We start from the raw sequence: 24,621 nt of genomic DNA on the forward strand, positions 1-24,621 counted from the left end.
ACCCGTGAGGTTGCGCATAGTCAAATCAAACGGCGATTAAAGTTTGACATTACCCAATTTCTCCTCATCAATTTGCAGCTCGTTGGTAACCTCACTCACCGTTTGGCGATTGGTGCGGTCAAGGTAGGTTTGTGCGCGGTCAACTTCTTGGGTCAGTACACGAAGCGTTTGCTGCATATTGCCAAGTGCTTTGACTTTAAAGGCGTCAATCGCATGCATGGTTTCATAGATGTGGTTAAAGGATTTTTGCAGTTTTTCCAAATCAACTGAGCTGCCACTGGCTTGCTCATGCACTTGCGCGGTTTGGCGTTTCAGCATGACTGACGTTGATTCAATCAAACTACTGGTCGTTGAGTTAAGCGCATTGATTTGGTCAAGTACCAATTTTTGACTGCTCAGCGCTTGTGACACCATCACCGCAGTACGTAGCGCAGCAATCGTTGTCGTCGTGGCACGGTCAACGCCTTTGATAAGCTCCAAGTTGTTTTTGCGAATCATATCAAGCGCCAAATACCCTTGGATGTTCACCGCCAGCTGGGTCAAAAAATCCATGTTTTTCTGGCGCACATAAAACAGCAGTTCTTCTTTGACCACGCGTGCTTTTTCAGGGTCGGTGGCTTCAAGCTCACCGATTTTTTGCTCTAGACGTTCATCAATTTTTTTACCGACGTAGATATATTGACGGAGTGACTGCATGAGTGCCCACATATTGACCTTTTCTTGCTCAATGCTAGCATTGTCTTTCATCAGTTCATCTTTGCCGTGATACAGGCTTTCAATGATGGCATTGATATGGGTTTGCGAAGATTGGTATTTGCGAAAATAATCTTGCACGGATTTGCCCATTGGGATAATGCCCAAAAATTTGCGTGGACTTGACAGCGAACCTTGTCGGTTTGGATCTAGGTCTTCGACCACGCTGCGTAGCTCAGTCAACGATTTGGCAATCGGGGAGTTGTCAAATAAGGCTTTATCCATGCTTTTGGCAGGACGATCAAGCATGCGATTTGCAATCTGCGCTGAAGCGCGAATTTCGGCACTACCAAGCTGATGAATGGCGTTGACTTTCTCATCGAATACAGACGTGTTGACAGGGGTTTGTAATACATGCATCACAAAATCGTTCACTTTGGCATCAAGTTCAGGCACTTTGGTTAGGTCAAGTTTGACCAGTTGGTCAGCTTCGTCTTGTGGCACAACGGCAACGGGTTGCGGCGCTTCAAGGCTGATGACAGGGCTGGTTTCTGGCGGGGTGAGTTCTGGCATGATATATCCTTGAGTTGTCTATATTGGTATTTGTATATTAACTTGCCTTTTAATTTGTCTTTGTATTTTAGCGGTTTGAGCTAACGCTAGTTTGATTATCTTGGTGAATTATTTCATTTGTTGTTCTATTTGGGTAATCATTTTTTCCATGCGTGTTTGACGAATGATTTTTTTATGATGCTACGTCAATATGACAGCGTGACAAAAATTTTTTCAATCACATGTTAAAAAAACGAAAGCCCAACAGTTAGTTGGGCTTTTATTTTTCCAAAATTCTTGGTAATAAAATATATTATTGTACCCGTGATAGGTATTCGCCAGTACGGGTATCGACTTTGATTTTTTCGCCTTGTTGGACAAATAATGGCACACGTACTACCGCACCAGTTTCAAGGGTTGCAGGTTTACCGCCGCCACCTGATGTATCGCCTTTTAGACCTGGGTCAGTTTCGGTAATCACTAACTCAACAAAGTTTGGCGCAGCAACGCTTAAAGGCACGCCATTGAATAGGGTAATGGTACATTCTTCGTTGCTATTTTCTTTTAACCATTTCGCCGCATCGCCCATCGCGTTTTTGTCGGCTTGTAGCTGCTCAAAGCTTTCTGGGTGCATAAAGTGCCAGAATTCGCCGTCGTTGTATAGGTAGTTCATTTCAGTATCAACAACGTCAGCGCCTTCAAGGCTATCGCCAGATTTAAAGGTGTTTTCTAATACTTTACCCGTTTTTAGGTTACGCATTTTGACGCGGTTGAATGCTTGACCTTTACCTGGTTTAACGTATTCATTTTCTAAAATTGCAAAGGGGTTGCCTTCATGCATGACTTTTAAGCCAGCTTTAAATTCATTGGTTGAGTAAGTTGCCATAAAATTTCCTAATAAGGTGTTGCGACTAAAAAATAACCGAGGTAAATCAAATCTTTGTATAATAGCCAATTTGCTAAAAAAGCGCTGCCTACGCGGTAATCCTATCAGCGACAGGCGTTATCAGCAAGCGGCATTGACGATTGGATAAACACTATATGATAAACTATTTGGCGACACAAAAAAACTGGCAAAATGCGTTTTCTGACACTATCACGAGCTTTGCTGAATTAGCGCAAGCGTTAGATTTGCCGATAGATAGCTTTGACAGTCAGGTCGGTCAATTTCCCCTAAAAGTGCCACGTCGCTTTGTGCAAAAAATGGGGAAAGGCGATATTAATGATCCGCTGCTTAAGCAAGTGTTGCCGACGTTTCAAGAAACGGTACAAGTCACCGGCTTTGTCACCGACCCACTCGACGAGCAACACGCCAATCCCGTCAAAGGTATTATCCATAAATATGCATCACGGGTGCTGATTCCTGTCACCGGGGCTTGCGTGGTCAATTGCCGCTATTGTTTTCGCCAGCACTTTGACTACCACGAGAATCTACCAACCCAAAACGATTGGCAAGCCATCAGTGCCTATATCACAGCGCACCCCGCAGTCAATGAAGTGATTTTAAGCGGCGGCGACCCGTTATCGCTGAGCAATCGTCGATTATTGGAGATTTTCACCACCCTTGAAGCACTACCCCAAGTACAGACCATCCGTATCCACACCCGTGTACCTGTGATGATTCCTGAACGCTTAGATGAGCCGTTACTTGCGCTATTTGCTAACAGCCGCTGTCACATCGTCATGGTCATTCATGCCAATCACCCCAATGAAATCGACCAAGAAACACAAATATTTTTGGCTAAGGCAAAAAAAGCGGGTGTTACGTTACTTAACCAAACCGTGCTACTTAAGTCGATTAATGACGATGCAAATACGCTTGCAAGCTTGAACGAAAAATTATGGCAAGCGGGCGTCTTACCCTATTATTTGCATGTGCTTGATAAAGTTGCCGGGGCGAGCCACTTCTATATCTCAGATGAGCAAGCAGTCGCTCTATACTGGGAATTACTCGCCAAATGTGCTGGCTACTTGGTGCCAAAGTTGGTACGAGAGTTGCCTAATAAGCCATTTAAAACGCCCGTTGACTTGTATAACCACTAACATATTTTGAAACACAACAACTAAAATAACGGGTTATCTGTTACTTATCTGATAAATAGTACAATTATCTTAAATATCTAGATAAAACATGGCTTTTGTGTTATTTATTGTTGTTAAATAAGTCGAAAAATGTTGTGCATTTTGGTGCAAAAAAATGGTTACGGATCTCACACTAGACGATTTCTTACAGCGCATAAACGATATACCGACCAGTCCTATTGAACTCAAAGTTACCCAGGATTCGTTGCAGGATACGACCGATTGGCAGATACGATTTAATCGTATGTCGGCGTGTGAGATGTATAACGAATATAAGTTCGTGATAAACCAGTTGATGTTTGCCGATATTGACGATGTCAAACGCTTTGCATTATTTGATGAGGTTAATAAAGCCGTCAGCGTGTTACTCGGCAAATTACGGGTGAATTACCAAACCCAGCCCGGGATTTTAGATGAAGAAAAACAGCAAGGCTTAGATACCGTACTATCGGTACATTATCTGAGCATCATGTTTTACCATGTCATTTGGCAACGTGCGGCGGCTCGCCCTGAAGTGGCTGATAAAAAAGGCATCACTGGCTTATTTCGCCGTAAACCTCAATCCCTTACCCCCACCCAAGTCATTCAGCGCTGCCTATATAGTATCATGGTATTACTGCGCCAATCGCTGTTTGAAAAATATACCGGCTATCGTAAAGATACACAGGTAATTTGGCAATACCTGAATGCCTGCTATCGATTTGCAGTCACCAATGATTGGCAGTCTATCACCCTGCCAGTCAAACTGCATTCTGCCAATGAATATAGCAAACAGGGCGCACCGTTATCGATTGAGGCTATTTATTTTCACTGCTTGATGGTGGCGGTCACCAATCCGTATGCTTGTCGGCGTGCGGATATTTTAGCCATTCAAAAAGTAAGTACCCAGTTGATGGAAGAGCTCATTATCAGTAAAGATTTGGTTGAAAAACCTTACCTATATATTGATTTAGAAGGTAAACAGCCGCCCAAACTGCTGGCAGTCGATGATTTATTCAATCCTTTTGCAGCAACTAGCAACTGCCTGTTTGTGATGTTTAGTCGGTTATTTAAACGCTTGCATCAAACCATTACCCAAGGTCAAATCAGCACCGATGCTGAGATAAAAAATAGCGCGCGTCAGGCCAAATTGGTATTGAATAATCTGCAAGATGGGTTAAAACCAGCGGCAGAGTATTATCATAGCCATTCAAAATGTGAAGTCGTGCTCGGTTTTAATAATATCCATTACATGCTTGCGAATAAAACCAGTTTGGGCAATCTCATTCATGCCAATGAGTTGCCTGAGCGGTTAAAACCCAAAACTCAACATACGGCGTATCTTAAAAAATCTACCGTTGTGGAGCTGAACAAAGAAAATCCCCAATCCATGTGCCTGTCGCACGTGTTTAGCTACGCCAATCAAATCGTTGACCCATATCCGAGCATCAGCCGTGGCGATAGCTATCACCCGCTGAATCAACTGCAAGTCAATTCCTTAATTGCGATGCGAAAGGTTAATGGTTCAAAAACTTGGCAGCTCGGCTATATTAAAGACAACCGGCAGGGTTTTATCGATACGCCCACTGGGCAACCAACCAACAAGACCTACTTAGAAATTGAGGCACAAGTGCAAGTGCATTGTCAAAATGCGATTCCCTGTGGCGTGCGCTTTCAAAATGCCGGTAGCCGTCAGCCACATTTTGTTGCGGCATTTATTATTCCGACCGCCCCAAACCACACTGATAGCCAGACCCGTTTGCTGATGGCGCGTTTTGGCTACCAAGTGGCAGACAAGCTGGTGATACGTATTGATAACAAAGAAATTAACGTGCGTTTAACTGAGCTACTTAATATGACTGATGATGTCGAGGAATATGCTTTTGTGAGAATTCAGTTTTAATCGCTAAAAAATGGCAACAAAAGTTGCCAAATTAAATCTAACCCATTAAAAATAAAAGATTTTCATAGCTTTATAGCTGTTTTGATTGATTAATCATATAATAAGAAATTGAATCTAATATTATAAATAATTTATCAAAAAATTCGCTTATAATAGGTCGCTTAGTGCTCTATAAAGCAAGCGTTTAATGGGATAGTTAATCGATGCAAAAACAAAAACAACTCAACCTGTTAATCATTGATGATAACCAGCTGTATGCCGAACACTTAGTTGGGTTATTAGAAAAACATTATTATAGACAGGTTAATTTAGGATTTTTGGATGCCAAAGACGAGCTGATAAAGTTATTGCGCCAGTCTTGGGACATTATTTTAATGGGGAATGCGTATGATTTATCGTTTAAAGACGTCAAAGAGATTTTAAAAGCCCACGATGCTCAAATCCCCGTCATCGCTCTGTTGCCTGATGAGGCCACGGCTTACCCTGAGGCATTAACTGCCAATGAGCAAGCCCAAACGCAGCTTGTTAGCGACCCTGATAAAACCCATAAGTTATTACCTTTATATACCTATTGGGGTGCAGCGGATGCTTTGCGCAAAAATAAGTTACTGCGCATGGCTATTCGTATCTGCCGTGAACACGAGCATCATAAACTCGTCCGCGAGCTTGAGCGCCTAAAAATGGTATTGAGCGATGCCGAACAGCGTGCCAATATTCTTATCAAAAACTCCAAGAGTGCAGTGGCTTATATTGAAGATGGTTTACATATTTATGCCAATGAGCCCTATCTTGAAATGTTTGGGTTTAAAACGCTCGATGAATTGATGGGGATACCCGTTGTTGACTTGATTGCGCGCAACAATATCCAAGATTTTAAAACGTTTTTAAAAGACTTTGAAAAAGGCAACCGTAAAAACGTCGAATTTAAGTTTGAAAGTGTGAGAAAAGATAATACTACCTTCGCGGCTAAGCTGCAGTTAGCGGCTGCTACCTATGACGGTCAGCCGTGTCTACAAGTCATTATCCAGCCCAACGAACAAGCCAATAGTGCTGAGCTTGCCAAAAAACTTGAGGCGATGGAACGCATTGACTCAATCACAGGGCTATTTAATCGTCATGGTTTTGAAAGACTGTTTAACCGACTGCGTGACGTGATTGTTGAGAACAACCTATCGGTGGGTTTGATGGCGCTACGCGTCGATAATATTGGTAAAATCCATGCCAGTGTGGGGATTGAAGGGATTGATGGGGTGGTGGTTGCCGTTGCCAATATTCTTGAGCAACATCTCACTGAGATTATTGGGGTAGAGCGGGTGAAAAATGGCTATTTGAGCCGTTTTAATGATAGCATGTTTATGCTGATTGTCCCTAATATGCGGCAACAAGATTTGACAGCATTGGGACAAAAATTGGTTGCCGATATTAATAGCACCATTATTGAAATTGGTCATCGTACGGTTAAAACCACAGTAACAATTGGTGCAACCTTAGTCAACGCCAGTGCACCTGATACCAATAGTATTATTAACCGTGTCATCCAAGCCGTCGGCATGGCAGCCAAAGCCAATAAAGACAGTAACGACGATAAAGATTTATTCTATCTATATGACCCAAGTAGTTTTGCCAGCAGTGATGACAGTGCGCTGTACGAATCGCTACGTGATGCCCTAGAACACAGCAAATTTAAATTATTATATCAGCCGATTTATGACGTTGAAAACGATGTCAGTAACATGTTTGAGGTGTTTTTACGCCTGCCCCTGGCAGATGGCAGCTTAATGGCACCTGATAAATTCTTAGAAGTGGCGACCCGACATCAGTTGATGGATAAAATCGACCGTTGGGTGTTAATTCAAGCCTGTAAAGATTTAAAACGTTACCGTCATGAGGTCGATGCCAGTACCCGATTATTAGTGCACTTAAGCGCGATATCACTAGCAGATGCCACCTTGCCAAGCTTTATGAGTCGATTGATGCAAGCGTTAGAGACCAGCGAGCAAGGGATATTGACCTTACAGTTTAATGAGACCATGGTAATGGATCATCTGGCGGTGGCAGCCAAACAAAGTAATGCGCTTAACCAAATAGGTTGTCACCTAGGTATCTATAACTTTGGCTCAGCAGTCAATGCGATGGAAGTATTAGAATTTGTCAAACCACAGCTGGTACGACTCGATCGCAGCTATATCAAAGATTTGAGCAACAATGACAATGTCAATACCGTGGCAACGGTGGTGCGCGAAATCACTGAGCGCGGCTCCAGTTGTTTGATGCCCTTTATTGAAGACCCTGCCGCCATGTCAGCGGCATGGACAGTCGGTGCGCGTTATTTGCAAGGGGCATATTTGCAAAAAGCGAGTGACACCATGCACATCGAGACTGAACCAAGCTAAATCCAAGCGCTGAATTTATAAAGTAAAAACGAGTTAGCCAACATGCACCAAACAATCATTCATAAATCAAACCGATTGCCTATGCTAGGATTGGGTCTTTGTATCGTCATGGCGACAGGTTGTCAACATCAGCCACCCGCCGAGCGCCCAGCAGTTACCTTGCCCGTTTATAGCCAAGGGGATGCCGATAACGGTAAAAAGCAATACGAGGAAGCTTGTCTCAAATGCCACAAGCTGCAGCCAGGAAATAACGAGAAAGGCCCGCAATTACTGCGTATTTATGGGGCAAAATCCGCCTTGTTAACCGATTATCAATATACAGACGCACTGAAAAACAGCAATATGACGTGGACAGCGGAAAATTTGGATAAATATATCGCCGATCCAAAACAAACTATCCCAGGAACGCGTATGCGTTCTGACCCGATTGCTGATGCCAAAGTCCGCCAAGATATTATTGCTTATATTTCGACGCTTCGTTAGATTGCTTTGTGGCTATGCCTTTAAGCGATATTTTGAGTTAACATGATTGATAAACAACATTTAAACTTTTAAAGGATAGACCACATGGTGATGGGTAACTTAGACAATCAGCCGTTACAACAACGATTGCAAGCCATGTTGGTGAGTATCAATAATATTGTCTTGGATAAACCTGAGGTGGTGAAGCTGGCGGTTGCTTGTTTGTTAGCCAATGGTCATTTACTGCTTCAAGATTTACCAGGAATGGGTAAAACCACGCTAGCGCACGCGATTGCCAACCATTTGGGGTTATCGTTTAATCGGGTACAATTTACCAGCGATATGCTACCTGCCGATATTTTAGGAATTTCGCTGTATAAAACCGATACTGGCACGTTTGAATTTAAGCCAGGTCCGATATTTTGTCAGTTGTTACTTGCCGATGAAATTAATCGCTCAAGCCCAAAAACCCAATCTGCCCTGTTAGAGGCGATGGAAGAGCGGCAAGTGTCGCAAGATGGGGTAACACGAAAACTCCCTGAACCTTTTTTTGTGATTGCTACCCAAAACCCGACGCAGCAATCGGGTGTGTTTATTTTACCTGAGTCACAGCTGGATCGGTTTTTGATGTGTTTATCGCTGGGTTATCCCTCAGTTAATGCAGAGCGAGAGTTGCTACTGGGTAAAGATAGACGTCAGATGCTCAGTCAAATTACCCCGATGTTAGATACCCAGTCATTGCAGCAGGCACAAGCGCAAGCCAAAGATATATATATCGCAGATGTTGTGATTGACTACTTACAGCGATTGGTAGCAAAAACGCGTGAGAGCCGAGACTATCATGGTCTATCTACCCGTGGTGTGCTAGCGCTCAAGCAAGCGGCCCAAGCCTTTGCTTATTTGGGTGGCTACAATGAAGTGACGCCAGAAGATATCCAAGCGGTATTTGCTGCTGTCGTCGATCATCGCTTGGGGCAAGCTTTTATCCCATTTAATCATTTGGGCAGTGAGCAGCCCCAATCGATTGCGACCCAGTTGTTACGCCAAGTGCCGGTACTGGTGTAAACCATGATGTATCATGATGTATAAAGTATTTTAGCGTTAAAAACTTTCTCATTGCTGTATTTTTATTATCCGATTAAATTATCCCAATTAAGAGCCCGCGCCTATCATGTTTGCCATTCGCCAGCGACTTGAAAACTACTTGCAAACATGGTTTAAACGTCGAGCACCGATCAGCCGCGACATCACCCTCAACCTGCGCAACGTATATATTTTTTTGAGTAAAGAAGGATTGCTGTACGTTTTTTTACTCATCATTCTCTTTGTCGCAGGGATTAATTATGCCAATAATTTGGTGTTGGGTTTGTGCTTTTTGTTAGGTAGTCTACTCGTGGTGACCATCCATTATACCTTTGCCCACTTGGCAGGGTTACAAATCAAACTGGTGGATATCAGCGATACACAAGTGGGTGGCAAAGTGCAAGTGCGACTGCAAATTAGTAGTGAGTCAAGGCAGCCGCATCGGCAAGTTCGGTTAAGTTTTGCCAACAACGCCTTTGACTTTAAACAGCCGATACACCGCAAACCCAATGCACAGTCCGCACCAAATGATTGGCTGTTGGTCAGTCAAATACAAGCGCCGCAACAGGTGAGCTTATGGTTAACAGCCGACAAACGCGGCAAATTTGTGTTACCCAGACTCACGGTGAGTACCGTATATCCCTTAGGGATTTTGCAAGCTTGGTCATATGTGTTTTTTGAAGGACACGCGTGGGTATATCCTGCACCACTGAGCTATGAGATGAAAGCCAGTCAGTTTGTGCCATCTGATGATGAACAAACCGCTGCCTTACACACCCAAGCAGGGCAGGAAGATTTTGACCAGCTGGATAATTATGTCTCCGGGGAATCATTGGCGCGTATTTCGTGGGCGCATCTCGCGCGCGGGCAAGGACTCATGTCAAAACGTTTTGTGGAGAGTGTGGGGCAGCAGCAATTACTTGATTACTATCAAATGCCTGCGGTAACGCATGAAGAAAAACTCAGCCAGCTGCGCTACGGGGTGGATAGTTTGAGCCAAAGCCAAATCGCTTTTCAATTGCGACTGCCTGATGGAGAAGGCGCAATAGGTGAAGGACAAGCATTTCGTCAGCAATGTTTGCTAAGATTGGCAAAAACGCCATGAGTCGTCCTAACCCAAATCGCGCCAGCTTAACCTTATCTCAGCGCCTAAACCAAATCTCGGCGTATCAGTGGATATTGCTGTCTCAACTGCTGATGGTGGCTTTTCACGTCAAAAATCTACCCATTTGGCTATCGGTGTATGCCTTTTTTATTATCATCTTTCAATTGCAACCGCTGCGACGCTGGTTGCCCAACGCTTTGTATCGTCCGCGCTCATTACAGTTGATACAGTACACAGGATTCATTGCAAGCTTGGTGGGGCTGTATTTGACCTATCGTACCGCCTTTGGATTGGATGTCGGTATCGCGTTTTTGCTATTGTGTGCCGTCAGTAAGCTACTTGAATTGTATACCAGGCGTGATGGCTATGTGGTGCTGAGTTTATCACTGTTTGTATTGGCAGGGCTGTTCTTAATCAACCAAGATTTGATTACAACGCTACAAGTGGCGATTGGCACGATGGTCGTGCTGTTTGCCATGATTGCGCAAAATGATGATGGTACAGGACGCTACCGTACGCTTGGCTTATTGGTCGGTCAAGCGATTCCTCTGACCATTATTCTGTTTTTATTTTTTCCCCGATTGCCGCCGCTATGGTCGGTGCATTTGAGCGGCGTGCAAGCAAAGACAGGCATGTCAGATAGTATGTCACCGGGCGATTTTGCCAACCTCAGTCAATCGACTGAATTGGCGTTTCGGGTAGAATTTTTAGGCAATCAGCCAAGCCAACAAAATTTATATTGGCGCGGTTTGGTATTTTCTGATTTTGATGGCACCACCTGGCGCGCCAATCCTCGCACCTCGCTTTGGACGCCCAATCAGCCGTTTGCTGATTGGTTGTTGCCGACGTTGAAGCTGAGTAAACGCTTTACCTTAGCCGTTATCCCTGACTATCGGGTGATTTTGGAGCAGACGGGACAAAATTGGTTATTTGGGCTTGATTATCCGATAACCAACCAAAAAGGCATTGGGCTGACGTCGGATTTTACCCTACGGTATTGGGATACTGTCAATCAGCGTTTCACTTATCAAGTGCATTGGTTAGATGATGCGCCTATCAATTTAGCCTTATCCACCCAGCAGCGTCAGGTGAATTTAGCATTGCCAGCAGGCGGTAATCCGCAAAGTCGCCAATTTGCCCAGCGACTCTACCACCAAGCAGGCGATGACCCGATTACCTATACCAACGCCATCGCCCAGTGGATGCGTAGCCAGCAGTTTCGCTACACTTTATCACCCCCTACCTTGGGCAATAATCACATCGATGATTTTTTATTTGCTACCCGTGCAGGGTTTTGTGAGCATTATGCGTCAAGTTTTACTTATCTTATGCGAGCGGCAGGTGTGCCTGCTCGGGTGGTAGCCGGGTATCAAGGTGGGCAGTTAGGGCGTGATGGCAAAAGTTGGGAAGTGCGCCAAATGGATGCCCATGCATGGAGCGAGATTTGGGTGCAAGGGCGTGGCTGGGTGCGTGTAGATCCTACGGGCTTTGTCGCACCCAATCGGGTCGAGCAGGGTATGGGCACTGTCACCCAAGACGCTGGGGCAAAAATGTTTGGTGAGGGCGTGGCAGGGCAAATTAGCTATCAGCAGTTTCAAATGCTGCAGCAAGCGCGCCGCTTGTTTGACCAAGCTAGCTACTATTGGCAACGCGATGTGGTCGGCTATGACCAAGACCGCCAGCGGTCATCGCTGTTTAAATGGCTCAATATCCAATCTGTCTATCAGCAAGTGATGGTGATGTTTGTCACCCTTGTGAGCGTCCTTGCGCTATTTGGATTGTGGCTGTGGTGGCGCCGCCGCCGGGTGTGGGATAGACATGATTGGATTATGGTACAGTTATCCAATCGCTTGGCAAAAAAAGACAAAACGCTCGCAAGGCAGGATAGTGAAGGGGTGCTGGCTTGGCTTACTCGACTTGAGCCAAAAGTCACCGATAAGGCAGCCCTTCAAGCACTTGCCGCGCTATATCGACAAACCCGCTACCAGCAGCCCACGGATAACAAACAGTCCATGCGGCAATTAGACAATTTGGCGAAAACCATCGCGCTAAAAAAACATTAATATTCAATATTTGTTTGCTATACTCTATAGGATATAAATAAAGCGCTGCAGCAATTTGTGGCAAGTAAAGGCTTTAGCGTATCTAGTCAAAATGTCACGCCCATCAGCGTTGAGCCGTATAATGAGGACTATGTGGATGAGCAGGGGCAAACCCGCACCCGCCAAAATGGCTATAAAGCCACCCAAACGCTGTCAATTAGCAGTCAAGAACTCAATAAAATCACCAACATGCTCGCTCAAGTGCAAAATTATTGTATCAGCCATGAATCAGTGACGTTTGAAAAGCCGCAATATCTGCTCAATGCCCTTGAGAAAATCAAGCATGACTTGATTGCCAAAGCCACCGATGATGCCAACAAACGCGCCGAAGAATTTGCCAAAACTGGTCATGCCAAAGTAGGGGTAATGCGCTCAGCATCGCAAGCGTCATTTAATATTTTGGATGCGCATAACCCTGACACCGATGACTCAGATTATGGCGGTACGTATGATAAAGATGGCGTGGATAAATTGGTACGGCTCGTTGTCACCATTGATTATGCGATTGAGCAGTAATGACACAATCAATGAAGGCAGTTTTTATGAATAGCTTTGCTAAAATTAAGGCATGAGAGTGTTTGATACTGTTATCATTCGCCAGTTTCGCCCATGACAATGCTAACCAAAAAGAGCGTTGTTATCTGTTTTAATAATAAGTTAAAAATTACGCAAAGTTGGATTGTTCATACAGGTGGCGGTGCAAGGGTCACTTATACCACAATGATTTTGGGTAAAAAGACATAGCCTAATGCCAACAATATGTTTTGGTGTGACAAGAGTAAAGATAACAAATGAGATATATGCGCTAATTAACACCAAGTGATAAAAAAACGACAATCATATATTGTCGTTTTTTTAGCTTTAACTTTAAATTACAAATTCGGATTTAGCCACTTTTCTGCTGTAGCTTTATCCCAGCCTTTACGCGTTGCATAATCTTCAAGCTGGTCTTGACTGATTTTACCGACATTAAAATAATCACTCTCTGGGTGGCTATAATAAAACCCACTCACGCTAGACGCAGGGTACATGGCATAGCTTTCTGTCAAATACGTCCCAATGGCATTGGTGGTATCAAGCCAGTCAAACAGCTTGCCTTTTTCGGTGTGGTCAGGGCAGGCAGGATAACCCGGCGCAGGGCGAATGCCGACATATTTTTCTTTGATGAGTTCATCATTGGTTAGGCTTTCATTCGCTTGATAGCCCCAATACTGTTTACGAATCAACTCATGCAAATGCTCAGCAAATGCCTCAGCAAAACGGTCGCAAAGCGCCTGTACCATGATGGCACTATAATCATCGCCTTTGGCTTTATAGTCATTGGCAAGTGCTTCTGCGCCAAACAATGACACGGTAAAACCACCGAGATAATCGGTTTTTTCAGGACTGATAAAATCCGCTAGGCTGTAATTAGGTTTACCACTGGCTTTATCAGATTGCTGGCGTAAATGCTCAAAGGTGTGCGTGACATGGCCTTGCTCATCGAGTACCTGCACCGTGTCTGAGCTTGGGCGTTGGGCAGGGCTTAGTCTAAACACCGCTTTAGCTGTGACCAATTTTTCCTTGATTAATTTATCAATCATGGTTTGGGCATTGGCAAATAAGTCTTTGGCTTCCTCCCCGACGATGCTATCATCAAAGATTTTGGGATATTTGCCGACCAATCCCCAAGAGATAAAGAAAGGTGTCCAGTCGATATAAGGCAATAAATTTTGTAACGGATAATCGTCCAAAATGACTTGTCCTAATTGGTTGGGCTTAGGCGGCGTGTAGTTCGCCCAGTCATATTGGAAGCCTTGTTCAATCGATTCCGCATACGACAGCTTCGCCGCTTTGGGTTGGCGATTGGCAAGGCGTTCACGGACTTCGCCATACTCTTGACGCAGCTCACTGATAAAATCGACGCGTTTTTCTTTGGAGAGTAAAGTCGTCGCTACGCCCACTGCGCGGCTGGCATCGGCAACATAGACAACCGCATCGTTTTGATAGTTGGGCTCGATTTTTACCGCGGTATGGGCTTTTGAAGTCGTCGCACCGCCAATCAGTAGGGGCAGATTAAAGCCTTGCTCCTGCATTTGTTTGGCGACGTACACCATTTCATCAAGGCTCGGGGTAATCAAGCCTGACAAGCCGATGATATCGACGTTTTCATCTTTGGCGACTTGTAGGATTTTTTCACAAGGCACCATCACGCCTAAGTCGATGATGTCATAGCCATTACAGCCAAGCACTACGCCAACGATGTTTTTGCCGATGTCATGCACATCGCCTTTCACCGTTGCCATGAGTACTTTGCCTTTGGTTTCGCCTGCAACTTTTTCTTTTTCGATATACGGATTAAGCCATGCCACCGCTTGCTTCATCACACGGGCGGATTTTACCACTTGCGGTAGGAACATTTTGCCTGCCCCAAACAAGTCACCGACCACGTTCATACCGTCCATCAAAGGTCCTTCGATGACGTCTAAGGGACGCGAGAATTTTAGCCGTGCTTCTTCAGTGTCTTCATTGATATAAGTGGTTACCCCTTTAACTAACGCATGTTCAATGCGTTTTTCGACGGGCAATTCACGCCATGACAAATCGACGGTGCTGTCTTTTTTCTTACCGCTCAAATAGTTTTCTGCCACTTGCATCAAATGGTCGGTGGCGTCTTGACCTGACTCGCCTTGGTTGCGGTTCAAAATCACGTCTTCAATGGCGTTTCTAACGTCTGGGTTGATATCGTCATACAACTCTAGCATGGCGGGGTTGACAATCCCCATGGTCATGCCGTTTTTGATAGCATGGTACAAGAACACGGCGTGAATGGCTTCACGAATGGGATTGCCACGAAATGAGAACGACACATTCGACACACCGCCTGAGACCATGGCGTTGGGCAAATTGTCGGTAATCCATCGGGTGGCATTAATAAAGTCTAAGCCGTAGTTGTTATGCTCTTCAATCCCCGTGGCGACGGCAAAAATATTGGGGTCAAAGATGATGTCTTCACTCGGAAAACCGACTTCATCAACCAAAATATCGTATGAGCGTTTGCAGATTTCGATTTTACGCTCAAAGCTGTCCGCCTGTCCATCTTCATCAAACGCCATGACAATAATTGCCGCCCCATAACGCTGACATAGCTTGGCTTTTTGCACAAACTCTGTCTTGCCTTCTTTTAACGAGATCGAATTGACCACAGATTTGCCTTGCGTGCATTTAAGACCCGCTTCGATGATGTCCCATTTTGACGAGTCAATCATCAGGGGTACACGGCTGATATCTGGCTCACTGGCAACCAAATTGACAAAGTGAATCATCGCCGCCTTACTATCTAGCATGGCTTCATCCATGTTGATATCAACGACTTGGGCGCCGCCTTCGACTTGGTCACGAGCCACATCCAGCGCTTCGGTGTATTCTTCGTTTTTGATGAGACGCAAAAATTTCTTTGAACCTGTGACATTGGTACGTTCACCGACATTGACAAACAGGCTGTCACGGGTGATGTTGAATGCTTCGAGTCCCGACAATCGGCAAGCTGGCTTGTAGTCTGGCAGTTGGCGTGGGGCAAAGGGTGACGTCATCTCGACAATTTTGGCGATATGTTTGGGGGTAGTACCGCAGCAGCCGCCCACGATATTGACCAAGCCAGATTTGGCATAGTCGGCAACCATGGTGGCAGTTTGCTCAGGGGTTTCGTCATATTCGCCAAACTCGTTGGGCAAGCCTGCATTGGGGTGAGCGGACACGAAAGTTTCGCACACATCCGACAAGGTTTTGATATGCGGCTTTAATGCATCTGCGCCCAGCGCACAGTTAAACCCAATCGAAATCGGCTTGGCGTGGCGGATTGAGTTATAAAACGCCTCGGCAGTTTGCCCCGACAGCGTACGTCCCGACGCATCGGTAATGGTGCCCGAAATCATAATCGGCAATTCAAACCCAATGGCCTCAAACACGCCCGTCACCGCAAAAATCGCTGCTTTGGCGTTTAGGGTATCGAACACGGTTTCTATCAAGATGATATCGGCACCGCCTTCAATCAAAGCGTAAGTCGCCTCGGTATAGTTATCAACCAGTTCATCGAAGGTGACGTTACGAAAGGCGGGGTCATTGACATCGGGTGAAATCGAGCAAGTGCGAGAGGTGGGACCAATCACGCCTGCCACAAACCGCGGTTTGTCTGGGTTTGTCGCAGTGACCTCATCACACACTTGACGAGCAAGGGCAGCGGCGGATTTGTTAATCTCATAGACGAGATTTTCCATGCCGTAGTCTGCCATCGAAATTTGCGTGCCATTAAAACTGTTGGTTTCAATGATATCTGCGCCTGCCTCAAGATACGAGCGGTGAATATCACGGATAATATGCGGCTGGGTCAGTACCAATAAGTCATTGTTGCCTTTGACGTCACGTCCAAAGCCTGCAAATCGCTCACCACGGTAGTCTGCCTCGATGAGTTTATAGTTTTGGATTTCGGTGCCCATCGCCCCGTCAAGAAACAAAATCCGCTGTTTTAACAGGTCAGCTAAACGGACTTTGTTAGTCGCTTGTATGGCTTTGAACGGAAAATTGGCAGGGGGTGTAAGTTGAAAATTGGCTGGGTCGTGGGGTTTGTGACTGGTAGGGGCGTTACTGGTACTAATGCTCATCGAAGTGCCTGTCCTAATTCAATTATCAAATTTTTAAATAATGCGATTATAGCATTTTGTAGGCAGTCAATCGTGCAATTTGTGGAATAACCTATTGAATGAAAATTTTAGCTAAAACCTAATTTGTGTATAAAAGCATGAGGCAGAGAGAATGAAAATAGCGTTAATCTTTAATATGTAAGTTAACGGCTATTCTCATTTACACTTTGCTATAATATATATTTTAAATACATGTTAAAACGATGGTTGCCCTAATAAGTGAGCATAGCCATGCAACAAATCAAATTACCTAACAAACCCCCTTATTCTCCCCATCCTGTACTCAATTTAGGCTTTCGCATTTTCTTTTTAGGTGCAGCAGTGTTTGCGATTTTGACGATGCTGAAATGGGCATACATAACGTTTGCCACACGGTTTGAGTTTGATGGTACGCATCAGATGATGCCGTTTTACTGGCACGGTCATGAGATGTTGTATGGTTACGCACTGGCAGTGATTGCAGGGTTTTTGTTGACCGCCGTGAAAGCTTGGACTCAGCAGTCTATGCCTTACGGTTATAAGTTGTTGGTAATTTTTGTACCTTGGGCGTTGGCTCGAGTGTTATTTTTGGCCAACGGCATCAATATCAACACCGGCACGCTGATAGCGGCTGCGAGTGATATCATATTTTGGTTATTAACCGCCTCTTTTGTTATCTTACCGATTTATCGCGTTCGGCAAAAACGCCAAATCGGTATCGTGGCTAAGTTGCTTTTATTATTCATCGGACAGGTTTGGTTTTATGTTGCGCTATTTACCCAAAACAATAATGGCATGCATATGAGCCTGTTATTTGGGTTGTATTTGATTGTTGGCGTGGTGCTTACCATCGGTAGACGCGTGATGCCAATGTTTATTGAACATGGGATAGCTACGGGTGGGGAAGTACGACAGAAAGTTAAAAATTCTGATTTGCTGGATCGGCTCAGTCTGTTAGGATTTTTTGCCTTTATGCTGAGTGATGTGTTTCTAACGGGCTATCGTTGGGCAGTGTGTGCCAGCGGTACGGCAGCGCTAGTCATTGCGATCAGCAATTTAATACGACTTAAAAACTGGTATTTGCCAGAAATTTGGTCAAAACCACTACTGTGGTCACTTTGGCTAAGCTTTTTTGGTATGGTGATTGGGTTTTTCCTATTTGTATTAGTCCCTTTTGGTATCATCAATCACAGCTTAGCGATGCATGCCGTTGTGATATCAGGTATTGGGCTAATGACACTGGCAATGATGTCGCGGGTATCTTTGGGTCATACCGGACGTAATATCCATCAGCCGCCCAAAACCGTTACTGTCATTTTTATTAGCATGACGATGGCTTGGTTGGCGAGGGCGGTATTGGGTTGGATACTGCCTGATTATTACTTTGCTACGCTGGCAATGGCTCAAGCGTTTTGGATTGTCGCCTTCTTGGTATTTGTAGCGAGTTATGCGCCTATCTTAACTTTGCCAAGAACAGATAAATTATTTGGTTAGTTTATTTAACGGTAAACTGCTCATCAGCTATGGCAACTTTGGGTGGCTCGATATAAGGTAACACAGCGCCACGGCAACTTTCTCTACTATTTTTAGTCGCAGCAAGCAGCTTTAAGCGCGCCAAATACTGGGCTTTTAACGCATTAAAGCTTTGTTTATCCACGCCCGATGCATTTAAGGCGGTTAATTCAGCCGTAGCGACCCAGCGGTCAACAGTATTATAGTGCTCGCGAGAATGGCGCCAACCAAACTCACAAAATTCTGCTTCTGCCCAAATAAGTTTGACTTCACTATCGGCTACCGTTTTGACGAGCGGGGTAAACGCAGGCGTTTGTTTAATGGTCAACAGACTTGCCCAAAGATCGGGACGCTGTAAACCTGATGTAGGCGGAATGTCTGCTGTCAAAGGCAGTTTGTCAACTTGGTTGGTTTTTAACGCCTCAACAATACTTAATGCTTCAGCCAGCGCAGATAAGCTGATGTTTTTAACCTTTTGTATCATCATACCTTCATAATTTTGTCATATTATCAGCATTTTTAATGCTCATTAGAGAACGTCAATATGCCAAATAATCAGCCCACTGCACATAGCAACCTCACTATCAGCGATCATATTACCGATATGCTTGATGACTTACCCCAATCACATTTTTTAAATGATGAAACCCTCAAAACCAATGATAGACTGCGTCAACAAATGCATGACGACTTGATTGACAGCTATGATGAAGAGATTGAGTCCGAAATGGACGACTACATCCAAGATTTACGGTATGACGGGCAGCCGTTAACCGACAGCCAAAAAATCGCTCGCCATATTTATTTCAATGAATTGATTCGTCTGCAAAAAGAATTGATCAAATTGCAAGATTGGGTAGTAGCAACCGGTGAGCGCATCGTTGTCATCTTTGAAGGTCGCGACTCAGCGGGTAAAGGCGGCGCTATCAAACGTATCACCCAACGGCTCAATCCGCGTGTCTGCCGTGTGGCCGCCCTGCCTGCACCTAATGACCGAGAAAAAACCCAATGGTATTTTCAGCGCTATGTCGCGCACCTGCCAGCGGCGGGGGAGATTGTGCTATTTGACCGCAGTTGGTACAACCGCGCTGGGGTTGAGCGAGTGATGGGGTTTTGTACTGACGCGCAATACGAAGAGTTTTTTGAGTCAGTGCCAGAATTTGAGCGTATGTTGGTGCGCTCGGGGATTCGCTTAATCAAATATTGGTTTTCTATTTCAGATGACGAGCAAGAATCACGTTTCATGAGCCGTATTTATGACCCGCTCAAACAGTGGAAACTCTCACCGATGGATTTAGAATCGCGTCGCCGCTGGGAAGATTATACCAAAGCCAAGGAAGTGATGTTTGAACGCACCCATATTCCAGAAGCCCGTTGGTGGGTGGTTGAGGGTGATGATAAGAAAAAAGCGCGGCTAAACTGCATCAACCATCTGCTCTCACAAATTCCCTACCAAGAAATACAACGGGATAATGTGGTATTGCCAGAACGCGAGCATCACGATAACTACCAGCGTGAGCCTATCGCTGAAGATATGTATGTGCCCAACGTGTACTAATTTTTTTAGTTTACTCCCACAAAAAGGATACGCTATGTATCCTTTTTTAAATGCCCCCTGTTGTTGGTCAGTTAAACTTCAGCAATTGGCACGTCAGCGCTTAAAGAGACTGACTTGAAAACCGCAAATCTGCCCATTGTGTTCTAGGTTCTGCATGGTAATTTGCAAACCATGCAGCTCAGCGATACGGCGCACAATCGACAGACCCAAGCCACTACCAATCTCAGCTTGACCTGCGGGACGAAAAAACCGCTCTGATAGCCGAGCAAGGTCGATAGGTGCAACCCCATTGCCATTGTCGATAACTGTAATCACATCGCTATCTAACACTAACCGAATCGTGGTATGGTCAGGGCTATAGCGAATGGCATTGTCCAATAGGTTACGCAGCAAAATACCGATTAAAGTGGCGTTACCTGTCAAAGGTAAGATAGCTTTGGCATCCACTAACACGTCACGGCGCAATTGGCTGTTTTTTTCGCGGGCACGGCGGTTGACTTCTGAGAGGATGTCATTGGATAGGGCTATCCAATCAATCGGTGCAAAGGTCTGCGGGTCGAGCCCTTGCTGCGGTGCTAGTTTTGCCAAAATGAGCAACTGTTCGACCAGTCGATTGGCGCGATCATTACTGTGACTGATTTGTCGGCAGTGACTCAGGAGAGCATCGGTTTGGCTATCGGTTAAATTGGCTTGCAAGATGGTTTGTTGTAGTACATCGGTCTGTAGCTTGATGGCGGTGAGCGGGCTGCGTAATTCATGAGAGGCATCCGCGGTAAAGCGTTTTTCACGCTCAAGGGTATCCGCGATTTTATCAAATAACCCATTAAGCGCGTTTAGCAGGGGTTGAATTTCCAATGGTGTATCAACCGATAAAGGGGTTTTATCTTCAGGGCTGCGAGTGCTCAACAAGTCACTAATCCGTTTAAGCGGAACAAAGCCACGCCGCACTGACAGCCATGTCAGCATAATCAATAGCAGCACCCCAATCAGCGAGGGAACGAGTTGAATGGTTAATGATTTATAGATAATCTCTTGACGCGAATTAAGGTTTTGCCCGATGGCGATGAGATGGTTGGTGGCGTCGTCATGCGCATAAAACAGGCGCCACGAGTGACTAAAGGGATTGAGTTCTTGATAGGCACTGGTGTTTTCCAAAAACCCATGTTGTTTGGGCAAAAAAGTAAAATGCTGACCATCTTTATCAGCCATCAGTAATTTACCGTTTTGATCCCAAATCGCAAAACCCATATAGTCTTCTTCTGCATCCCCTAAATCGCCTGATAACAAGCCATTTTCAAGATTTAAAATTTTAGGCTCATTGGCAGGGTTGGCGAGATGAAGTTTACCGTCTTGTGAGATACCAATCAGATAGCGGGCTAATTGGGTGATTTGGGTGTCATTGATTTCGTTGATTTCGTGCGAAAGCCGCCATACCGATATGAGGGTAATCGATAGCCAAATAATCGGTAGTCCGATGAGCAGGGAATTGAGTAGCTGCCTTTGGATACTATAAGCTTTTTGGGTGGGAGGGGTCATGGTGGTAACAGCTTAAAGCGGGGTATAGGGCGAATCATTCAGGGCGCTGCAACGCAGGATTGAGATAATAGCCAATACCACGCCGAGTGAGGATAAAATCATTGCCGAGTTTTTTTCGCAGGTTGTGAATATGTACTTCAATCGCGTTGCTTTCGATATCTTGCTGCCAACCGTATAGCTTATCCTCAAGGCTGGCACGGCTATGCACCAAATTGGGATAGCTGATAAACTGCTCAAGGACGGTGATTTCTTTGGCAGTCAAATCCACCCATTTGCCTTGATAAAAAACTTGCTGCTGCTGTGGCAAATAGCTGACATCCCCATAGCGAATTTCAGTCTGACTGCGCCCTTGGCTACGGCGAATCAAAGCCTGCAAACGGGCAACCACTTCATCTAAGGCAAACGGTTTGACCAAATAATCGTCTGCCCCAGCATTGAGACCTGCCACGCGGTTGGCAATGGCATCGCGTGCCGTAATAATCAAGACAGGCGTGTCAATCTTTTGCTGTCGCCAATTGGCTAAAATGGTCATCCCATCGCCACGTGGCAAGGTCAAATCCAATAACACGGCATCAAACACCCCTTCATGGATTGCCATTTCACCGAGTTTGGCATCAGCAAACCAATCCACCATCATGTTTTGTTGGCTCAAACCTTTGACAATGCCATCGGCAATGGTGGCATCATCTTCAATCAGTAAAATTCGGGTCATGAGGGTCTTCCGTGGGTTTTATCTTATTTTTTAGCAAAGGTATTTATTGAACGGTTTTTTCACCCGTTATCATCGATTTTACCAAGTTTTGCTGTTGTAGTCTTCCCATTATAATCGCGGCTGCCACATGTAAAGGTACTAGCACCCAAAGACTGTTGGCTAAAAATTCGTGAATCGCTTGGATGCTATCGTCTCCCCAAAATTGGTCGGTGGTTTGCAAATAGCCTGTGACACCCAGTGCGATAATAACGCCCCACAGCGCAAACATCATCAGCGCACCCAATGGATTGTGACCCAAATGACCTTGAAAATTATGCTGCTTGATGTCGGTCATATGCTCGCGAATGCGGGTTGGGGTAGGGAAAAAATTACTAAATCTGGCGTATTGACTACCCACCAATCCCCAAATCAAACGAAACACTACAAGCGCCACGACGGCGTAGCCCATGTACTCATGCACATCACTACCACCTTCAGTGACGATAAGGTTGGCAAAAATACCCGCAGCGACTGCCCAGTGAGTGATACGCACCCAAATATCCCAGACTTTGACGGTTTGTGCAGATTGTGGTTGTGGTAACATTGCTATTTTCCATTGTCTAAACTATCAACACGGCTAAGTTAGCCGTGTGAAGGCATAACATTGGCAAACCTACCTCAAATTGCGTTGGTTGGACGGTTTGCTTATTTATTAGTCGATTTCTGATTTAACGATTTTGCCATCTTTGGTGTCAAAGTACATTTCGACTTTTTTACCACCTTTGCTTTTGCCATACATCTCAAAGCAGTTGCCATCAGTTTTGAATTTTTTGATAGTAAAGCCATGTTTTTCTAACGCTTTTTGAAAATCGGCTTGCGGGATTTGTTCGTTTTTTGGGTGCGCTTGGCAGTTGGCTTCGGCAAATGCGCTGCTGGCTGATAACATAGTGAGTGCCAATAAGCCTGAGGTGATTAATGATTTTTTCATAATGCCATCCTAAGTTTTTGATAAGGTTGTCAGGTCACGGGATAAGGTTGATACTGAGATATATCCGAGTGGCTGAGTGTATTAAAACAAGCTAACCTTAACGAAAACTTAGCTAAAGATGGCGCAATAAAAATTGAAGCGAAAAATTAAAACCACTTGCAAAAGCAAAATTTTTTGGTAAAATGGCACTCCTACTTACGCAAGTAGATTGTTAGACCCTTTTAGGCATATAGCTCAGTTGGTTAGAGCACCACCTTGACATGGTGGGGGTCGTCTGTTCGAGTCAGATTATGCCTACCATATTCCAAAAGCCCCAGTCGATTGATTGGGGTTTTTTTATTGCAGTGATATCAAGGGTTTACGTGGTTTTTCGAGGATTGAAATTTTGACCACTTTTGTGTTTTTGGACACCTTTTTTACTACAGAAATTGAATGGTGACCAAAAGGTGACCATTTGGTGACCACGCATTTTTTTAAGACTTTTAATTTCACACCCACTTGTTTTTGGTCACTTTAGTAAAAATAAATAAACTTCACTGTTTTACTAATTAAGAATCAGCCGCCTATGTGGCGGTGAATGCAAAGCACGAGGAGCAAATGGCGGCTATTAATTTCTAAGCCGCCTGTGTGGCGGTGAATGAGCAGACATAGCCCCAAGGGTTAAGGTTGCATTTCTAAGCCGCCTGTGTGGCGGTGAATCACCGACTTTTTGACCAAGCATCTTTGTGTTTTTTCTAAGCCGCCTGTGTGGCGGTGAATTCAAGGCGATAAACTAGATCGTGCGATTGCTTTTTCTAAGCCGCCTGTGTGGCGGTGAATGTTGTTGCTGTCTTAACATCCTGCTTGATAGTTTTCTAAGCCGCCTGTGTGGCGGTGAAGATGCGCACAGCTTCATCAAGACGTAAGTGGTGTTTCTAAGCCGCCTATGTGGCGGTGAAGAGCGCGAGATTGGCGGATTTTACGCTTCAGGCTTTCTAAGCCGCCTATGTGGCGGTGAAGCGCTAAGTTGTCAGTAGCAACTAGCGAGAAATTTTCTAAGCCGCCTATGTGGCGGGGAAGGCAGTGAGCCGCTAGTGATAGTCACCGTCAATTTTCTAAGCCGCCTATGTGGCGGGGAAGAAATTAAGGCTTCACCGCTTAAACTGTTGCAATTTCTAAGCCGCCTGTGTGGCGGTGAATCCAAAATTCGCACCAACACCTTGCAGCATACTTTTCTAAGCCGCCTGTGTGGCGGTGAATGCAACATATACCGCGCAGAAAATATTGCTATTTTTCTAAGCCGCCTGTGTGGCGGTGAATTAACCGAAAAACAAGCCAAGGCATT

At 45.0% G+C, this 24,621-nt stretch carries 18 protein-coding genes, 1 tRNA gene and 1 CRISPR repeat array; of the genes, 11 read left to right on the top strand and 8 right to left on the bottom strand.

Annotated elements, in window-relative coordinates; all coding sequences use genetic code 11:
- Positions 1-36: 36 nt before the first annotated feature.
- Positions 37-1,266: a toxic anion resistance protein gene (locus RTL34_RS07235; protein ID WP_312115795.1), complete on the bottom strand. Its 1,230-nt coding sequence runs from the start codon at positions 1,264-1,266 to the stop codon at positions 37-39.
- Between the two features lie 292 nt (positions 1,267-1,558).
- On the bottom strand, positions 1,559-2,131 hold the full coding sequence (efp, locus tag RTL34_RS07240; RefSeq protein WP_007117135.1) for an elongation factor P: 573 nt from the start codon (positions 2,129-2,131) through the stop codon (positions 1,559-1,561).
- Positions 2,132-2,286: 155 nt separating this feature from the next.
- Here efp and epmB point away from each other — a divergent pair, with 155 nt between their 5' ends.
- The 8 genes from epmB (at position 2,287) to RTL34_RS07280 (ending at position 12,870) form a co-directional block, all read left to right on the top strand.
- Complete coding sequence (epmB, locus tag RTL34_RS07245; protein ID WP_312115797.1) at positions 2,287-3,288, top strand: EF-P beta-lysylation protein EpmB; 1,002 nt, start codon at positions 2,287-2,289, stop codon at positions 3,286-3,288.
- A gap of 154 nt (positions 3,289-3,442) precedes the next feature.
- Positions 3,443-5,209, top strand: coding sequence for a hypothetical protein (locus RTL34_RS07250; RefSeq protein WP_312115799.1), 1,767 nt, complete (start codon positions 3,443-3,445; stop codon positions 5,207-5,209).
- 203 nt (positions 5,210-5,412) lie between these two features.
- Positions 5,413-7,602, top strand: a complete 2,190-nt coding sequence (locus RTL34_RS07255; RefSeq protein ID WP_312115801.1) for a GGDEF/EAL domain-containing response regulator — start codon at positions 5,413-5,415, stop codon at positions 7,600-7,602.
- Between the two features lie 42 nt (positions 7,603-7,644).
- The gene (locus tag RTL34_RS07260) at positions 7,645-8,085 is read left to right on the top strand and encodes a c-type cytochrome (protein ID WP_312115802.1); all 441 of its coding nucleotides are present in this window, start codon (positions 7,645-7,647) and stop codon (positions 8,083-8,085) included.
- Between the two features lie 84 nt (positions 8,086-8,169).
- On the top strand, positions 8,170-9,129 hold the full coding sequence (locus tag RTL34_RS07265; RefSeq protein ID WP_312115804.1) for an AAA family ATPase: 960 nt from the start codon (positions 8,170-8,172) through the stop codon (positions 9,127-9,129).
- A 106-nt stretch (positions 9,130-9,235) separates the two neighbouring features.
- A complete protein-coding gene (locus tag RTL34_RS07270) occupies positions 9,236-10,252 on the top strand; it encodes a DUF58 domain-containing protein (RefSeq protein ID WP_312115806.1) in 1,017 nt (338 codons plus the stop codon).
- On the top strand, positions 10,222-12,315 hold the full coding sequence (locus RTL34_RS07275) for a transglutaminase TgpA family protein (protein WP_312115808.1): 2,094 nt from the start codon (positions 10,222-10,224) through the stop codon (positions 12,313-12,315). The genes RTL34_RS07270 and RTL34_RS07275 overlap by 31 nt, the downstream gene beginning before the upstream one ends.
- 45 nt (positions 12,316-12,360) lie before the next feature.
- On the top strand, positions 12,361-12,870 hold the full coding sequence (locus RTL34_RS07280; RefSeq protein ID WP_312115941.1) for an SIMPL domain-containing protein: 510 nt from the start codon (positions 12,361-12,363) through the stop codon (positions 12,868-12,870).
- 356 nt (positions 12,871-13,226) lie between these two features.
- On the opposite strand, the gene metH is transcribed toward RTL34_RS07280, so the two are convergent.
- Positions 13,227-16,994: a methionine synthase gene (gene metH, locus RTL34_RS07285; protein WP_312115809.1), complete on the bottom strand. Its 3,768-nt coding sequence runs from the start codon at positions 16,992-16,994 to the stop codon at positions 13,227-13,229.
- A 270-nt stretch (positions 16,995-17,264) separates the two neighbouring features.
- Between metH and RTL34_RS07290 the strand changes: the two genes are divergently transcribed.
- Positions 17,265-18,506 carry an NnrS family protein gene (locus RTL34_RS07290; RefSeq protein ID WP_312115810.1) on the top strand — a complete coding sequence of 414 codons (1,242 nt, stop codon included), beginning with the start codon at positions 17,265-17,267 and terminating at the stop codon, positions 18,504-18,506.
- A 1-nt stretch (position 18,507) separates the two neighbouring features.
- Here RTL34_RS07290 and RTL34_RS07295 read toward each other — a convergent pair whose 3' ends face one another.
- The gene (locus RTL34_RS07295; RefSeq protein ID WP_312115811.1) at positions 18,508-19,011 is read right to left on the bottom strand and encodes a hypothetical protein; all 504 of its coding nucleotides are present in this window, start codon (positions 19,009-19,011) and stop codon (positions 18,508-18,510) included.
- Between the two features lie 57 nt (positions 19,012-19,068).
- Here RTL34_RS07295 and ppk2 point away from each other — a divergent pair, with 57 nt between their 5' ends.
- Positions 19,069-20,082 carry a polyphosphate kinase 2 gene (gene ppk2 / locus RTL34_RS07300; RefSeq protein WP_256999111.1) on the top strand — a complete coding sequence of 338 codons (1,014 nt, stop codon included), beginning with the start codon at positions 19,069-19,071 and terminating at the stop codon, positions 20,080-20,082.
- A 93-nt stretch (positions 20,083-20,175) separates the two neighbouring features.
- On the opposite strand, the gene RTL34_RS07305 is transcribed toward ppk2, so the two are convergent.
- The 4 genes from RTL34_RS07305 to RTL34_RS07320 all read right to left on the bottom strand — a co-directional run bounded on the left by RTL34_RS07305 (position 20,176) and on the right by RTL34_RS07320 (position 23,297).
- Entirely contained in the window at positions 20,176-21,618 is a 1,443-nt protein-coding gene (locus RTL34_RS07305) for an ATP-binding protein (RefSeq protein WP_095356639.1), read from the bottom strand.
- A gap of 34 nt (positions 21,619-21,652) precedes the next feature.
- Positions 21,653-22,330 carry a response regulator gene (locus RTL34_RS07310; RefSeq protein ID WP_007117116.1) on the bottom strand — a complete coding sequence of 226 codons (678 nt, stop codon included), beginning with the start codon at positions 22,328-22,330 and terminating at the stop codon, positions 21,653-21,655.
- Positions 22,331-22,373: 43 nt separating this feature from the next.
- A complete protein-coding gene (locus RTL34_RS07315; RefSeq protein WP_312115818.1) occupies positions 22,374-22,913 on the bottom strand; it encodes a cytochrome b/b6 domain-containing protein in 540 nt (179 codons plus the stop codon).
- Positions 22,914-23,021: 108 nt separating this feature from the next.
- Positions 23,022-23,297, bottom strand: coding sequence for a PepSY domain-containing protein (locus tag RTL34_RS07320; RefSeq protein WP_203172337.1), 276 nt, complete (start codon positions 23,295-23,297; stop codon positions 23,022-23,024).
- Positions 23,298-23,520: 223 nt separating this feature from the next.
- Between RTL34_RS07320 and RTL34_RS07325 the strand changes: the two genes are divergently transcribed.
- Positions 23,521-23,597: transfer RNA gene (locus RTL34_RS07325), tRNA-Val, on the top strand.
- Positions 23,598-23,908: 311 nt separating this feature from the next.
- A CRISPR array of direct repeats spans positions 23,909-24,596; the repeat unit is 28 nt; unit sequence TTTCTAAGCCGCCTGTGTGGCGGTGAAT.
- Positions 24,597-24,621 lie beyond the last annotated feature (25 nt).

Source organism: Moraxella sp. CTOTU47915 (assembly GCF_031986685.1).
In the GTDB taxonomy this organism is placed as follows: Bacteria; Pseudomonadota; Gammaproteobacteria; order Pseudomonadales; family Moraxellaceae; genus Faucicola; species Faucicola tetraodonis.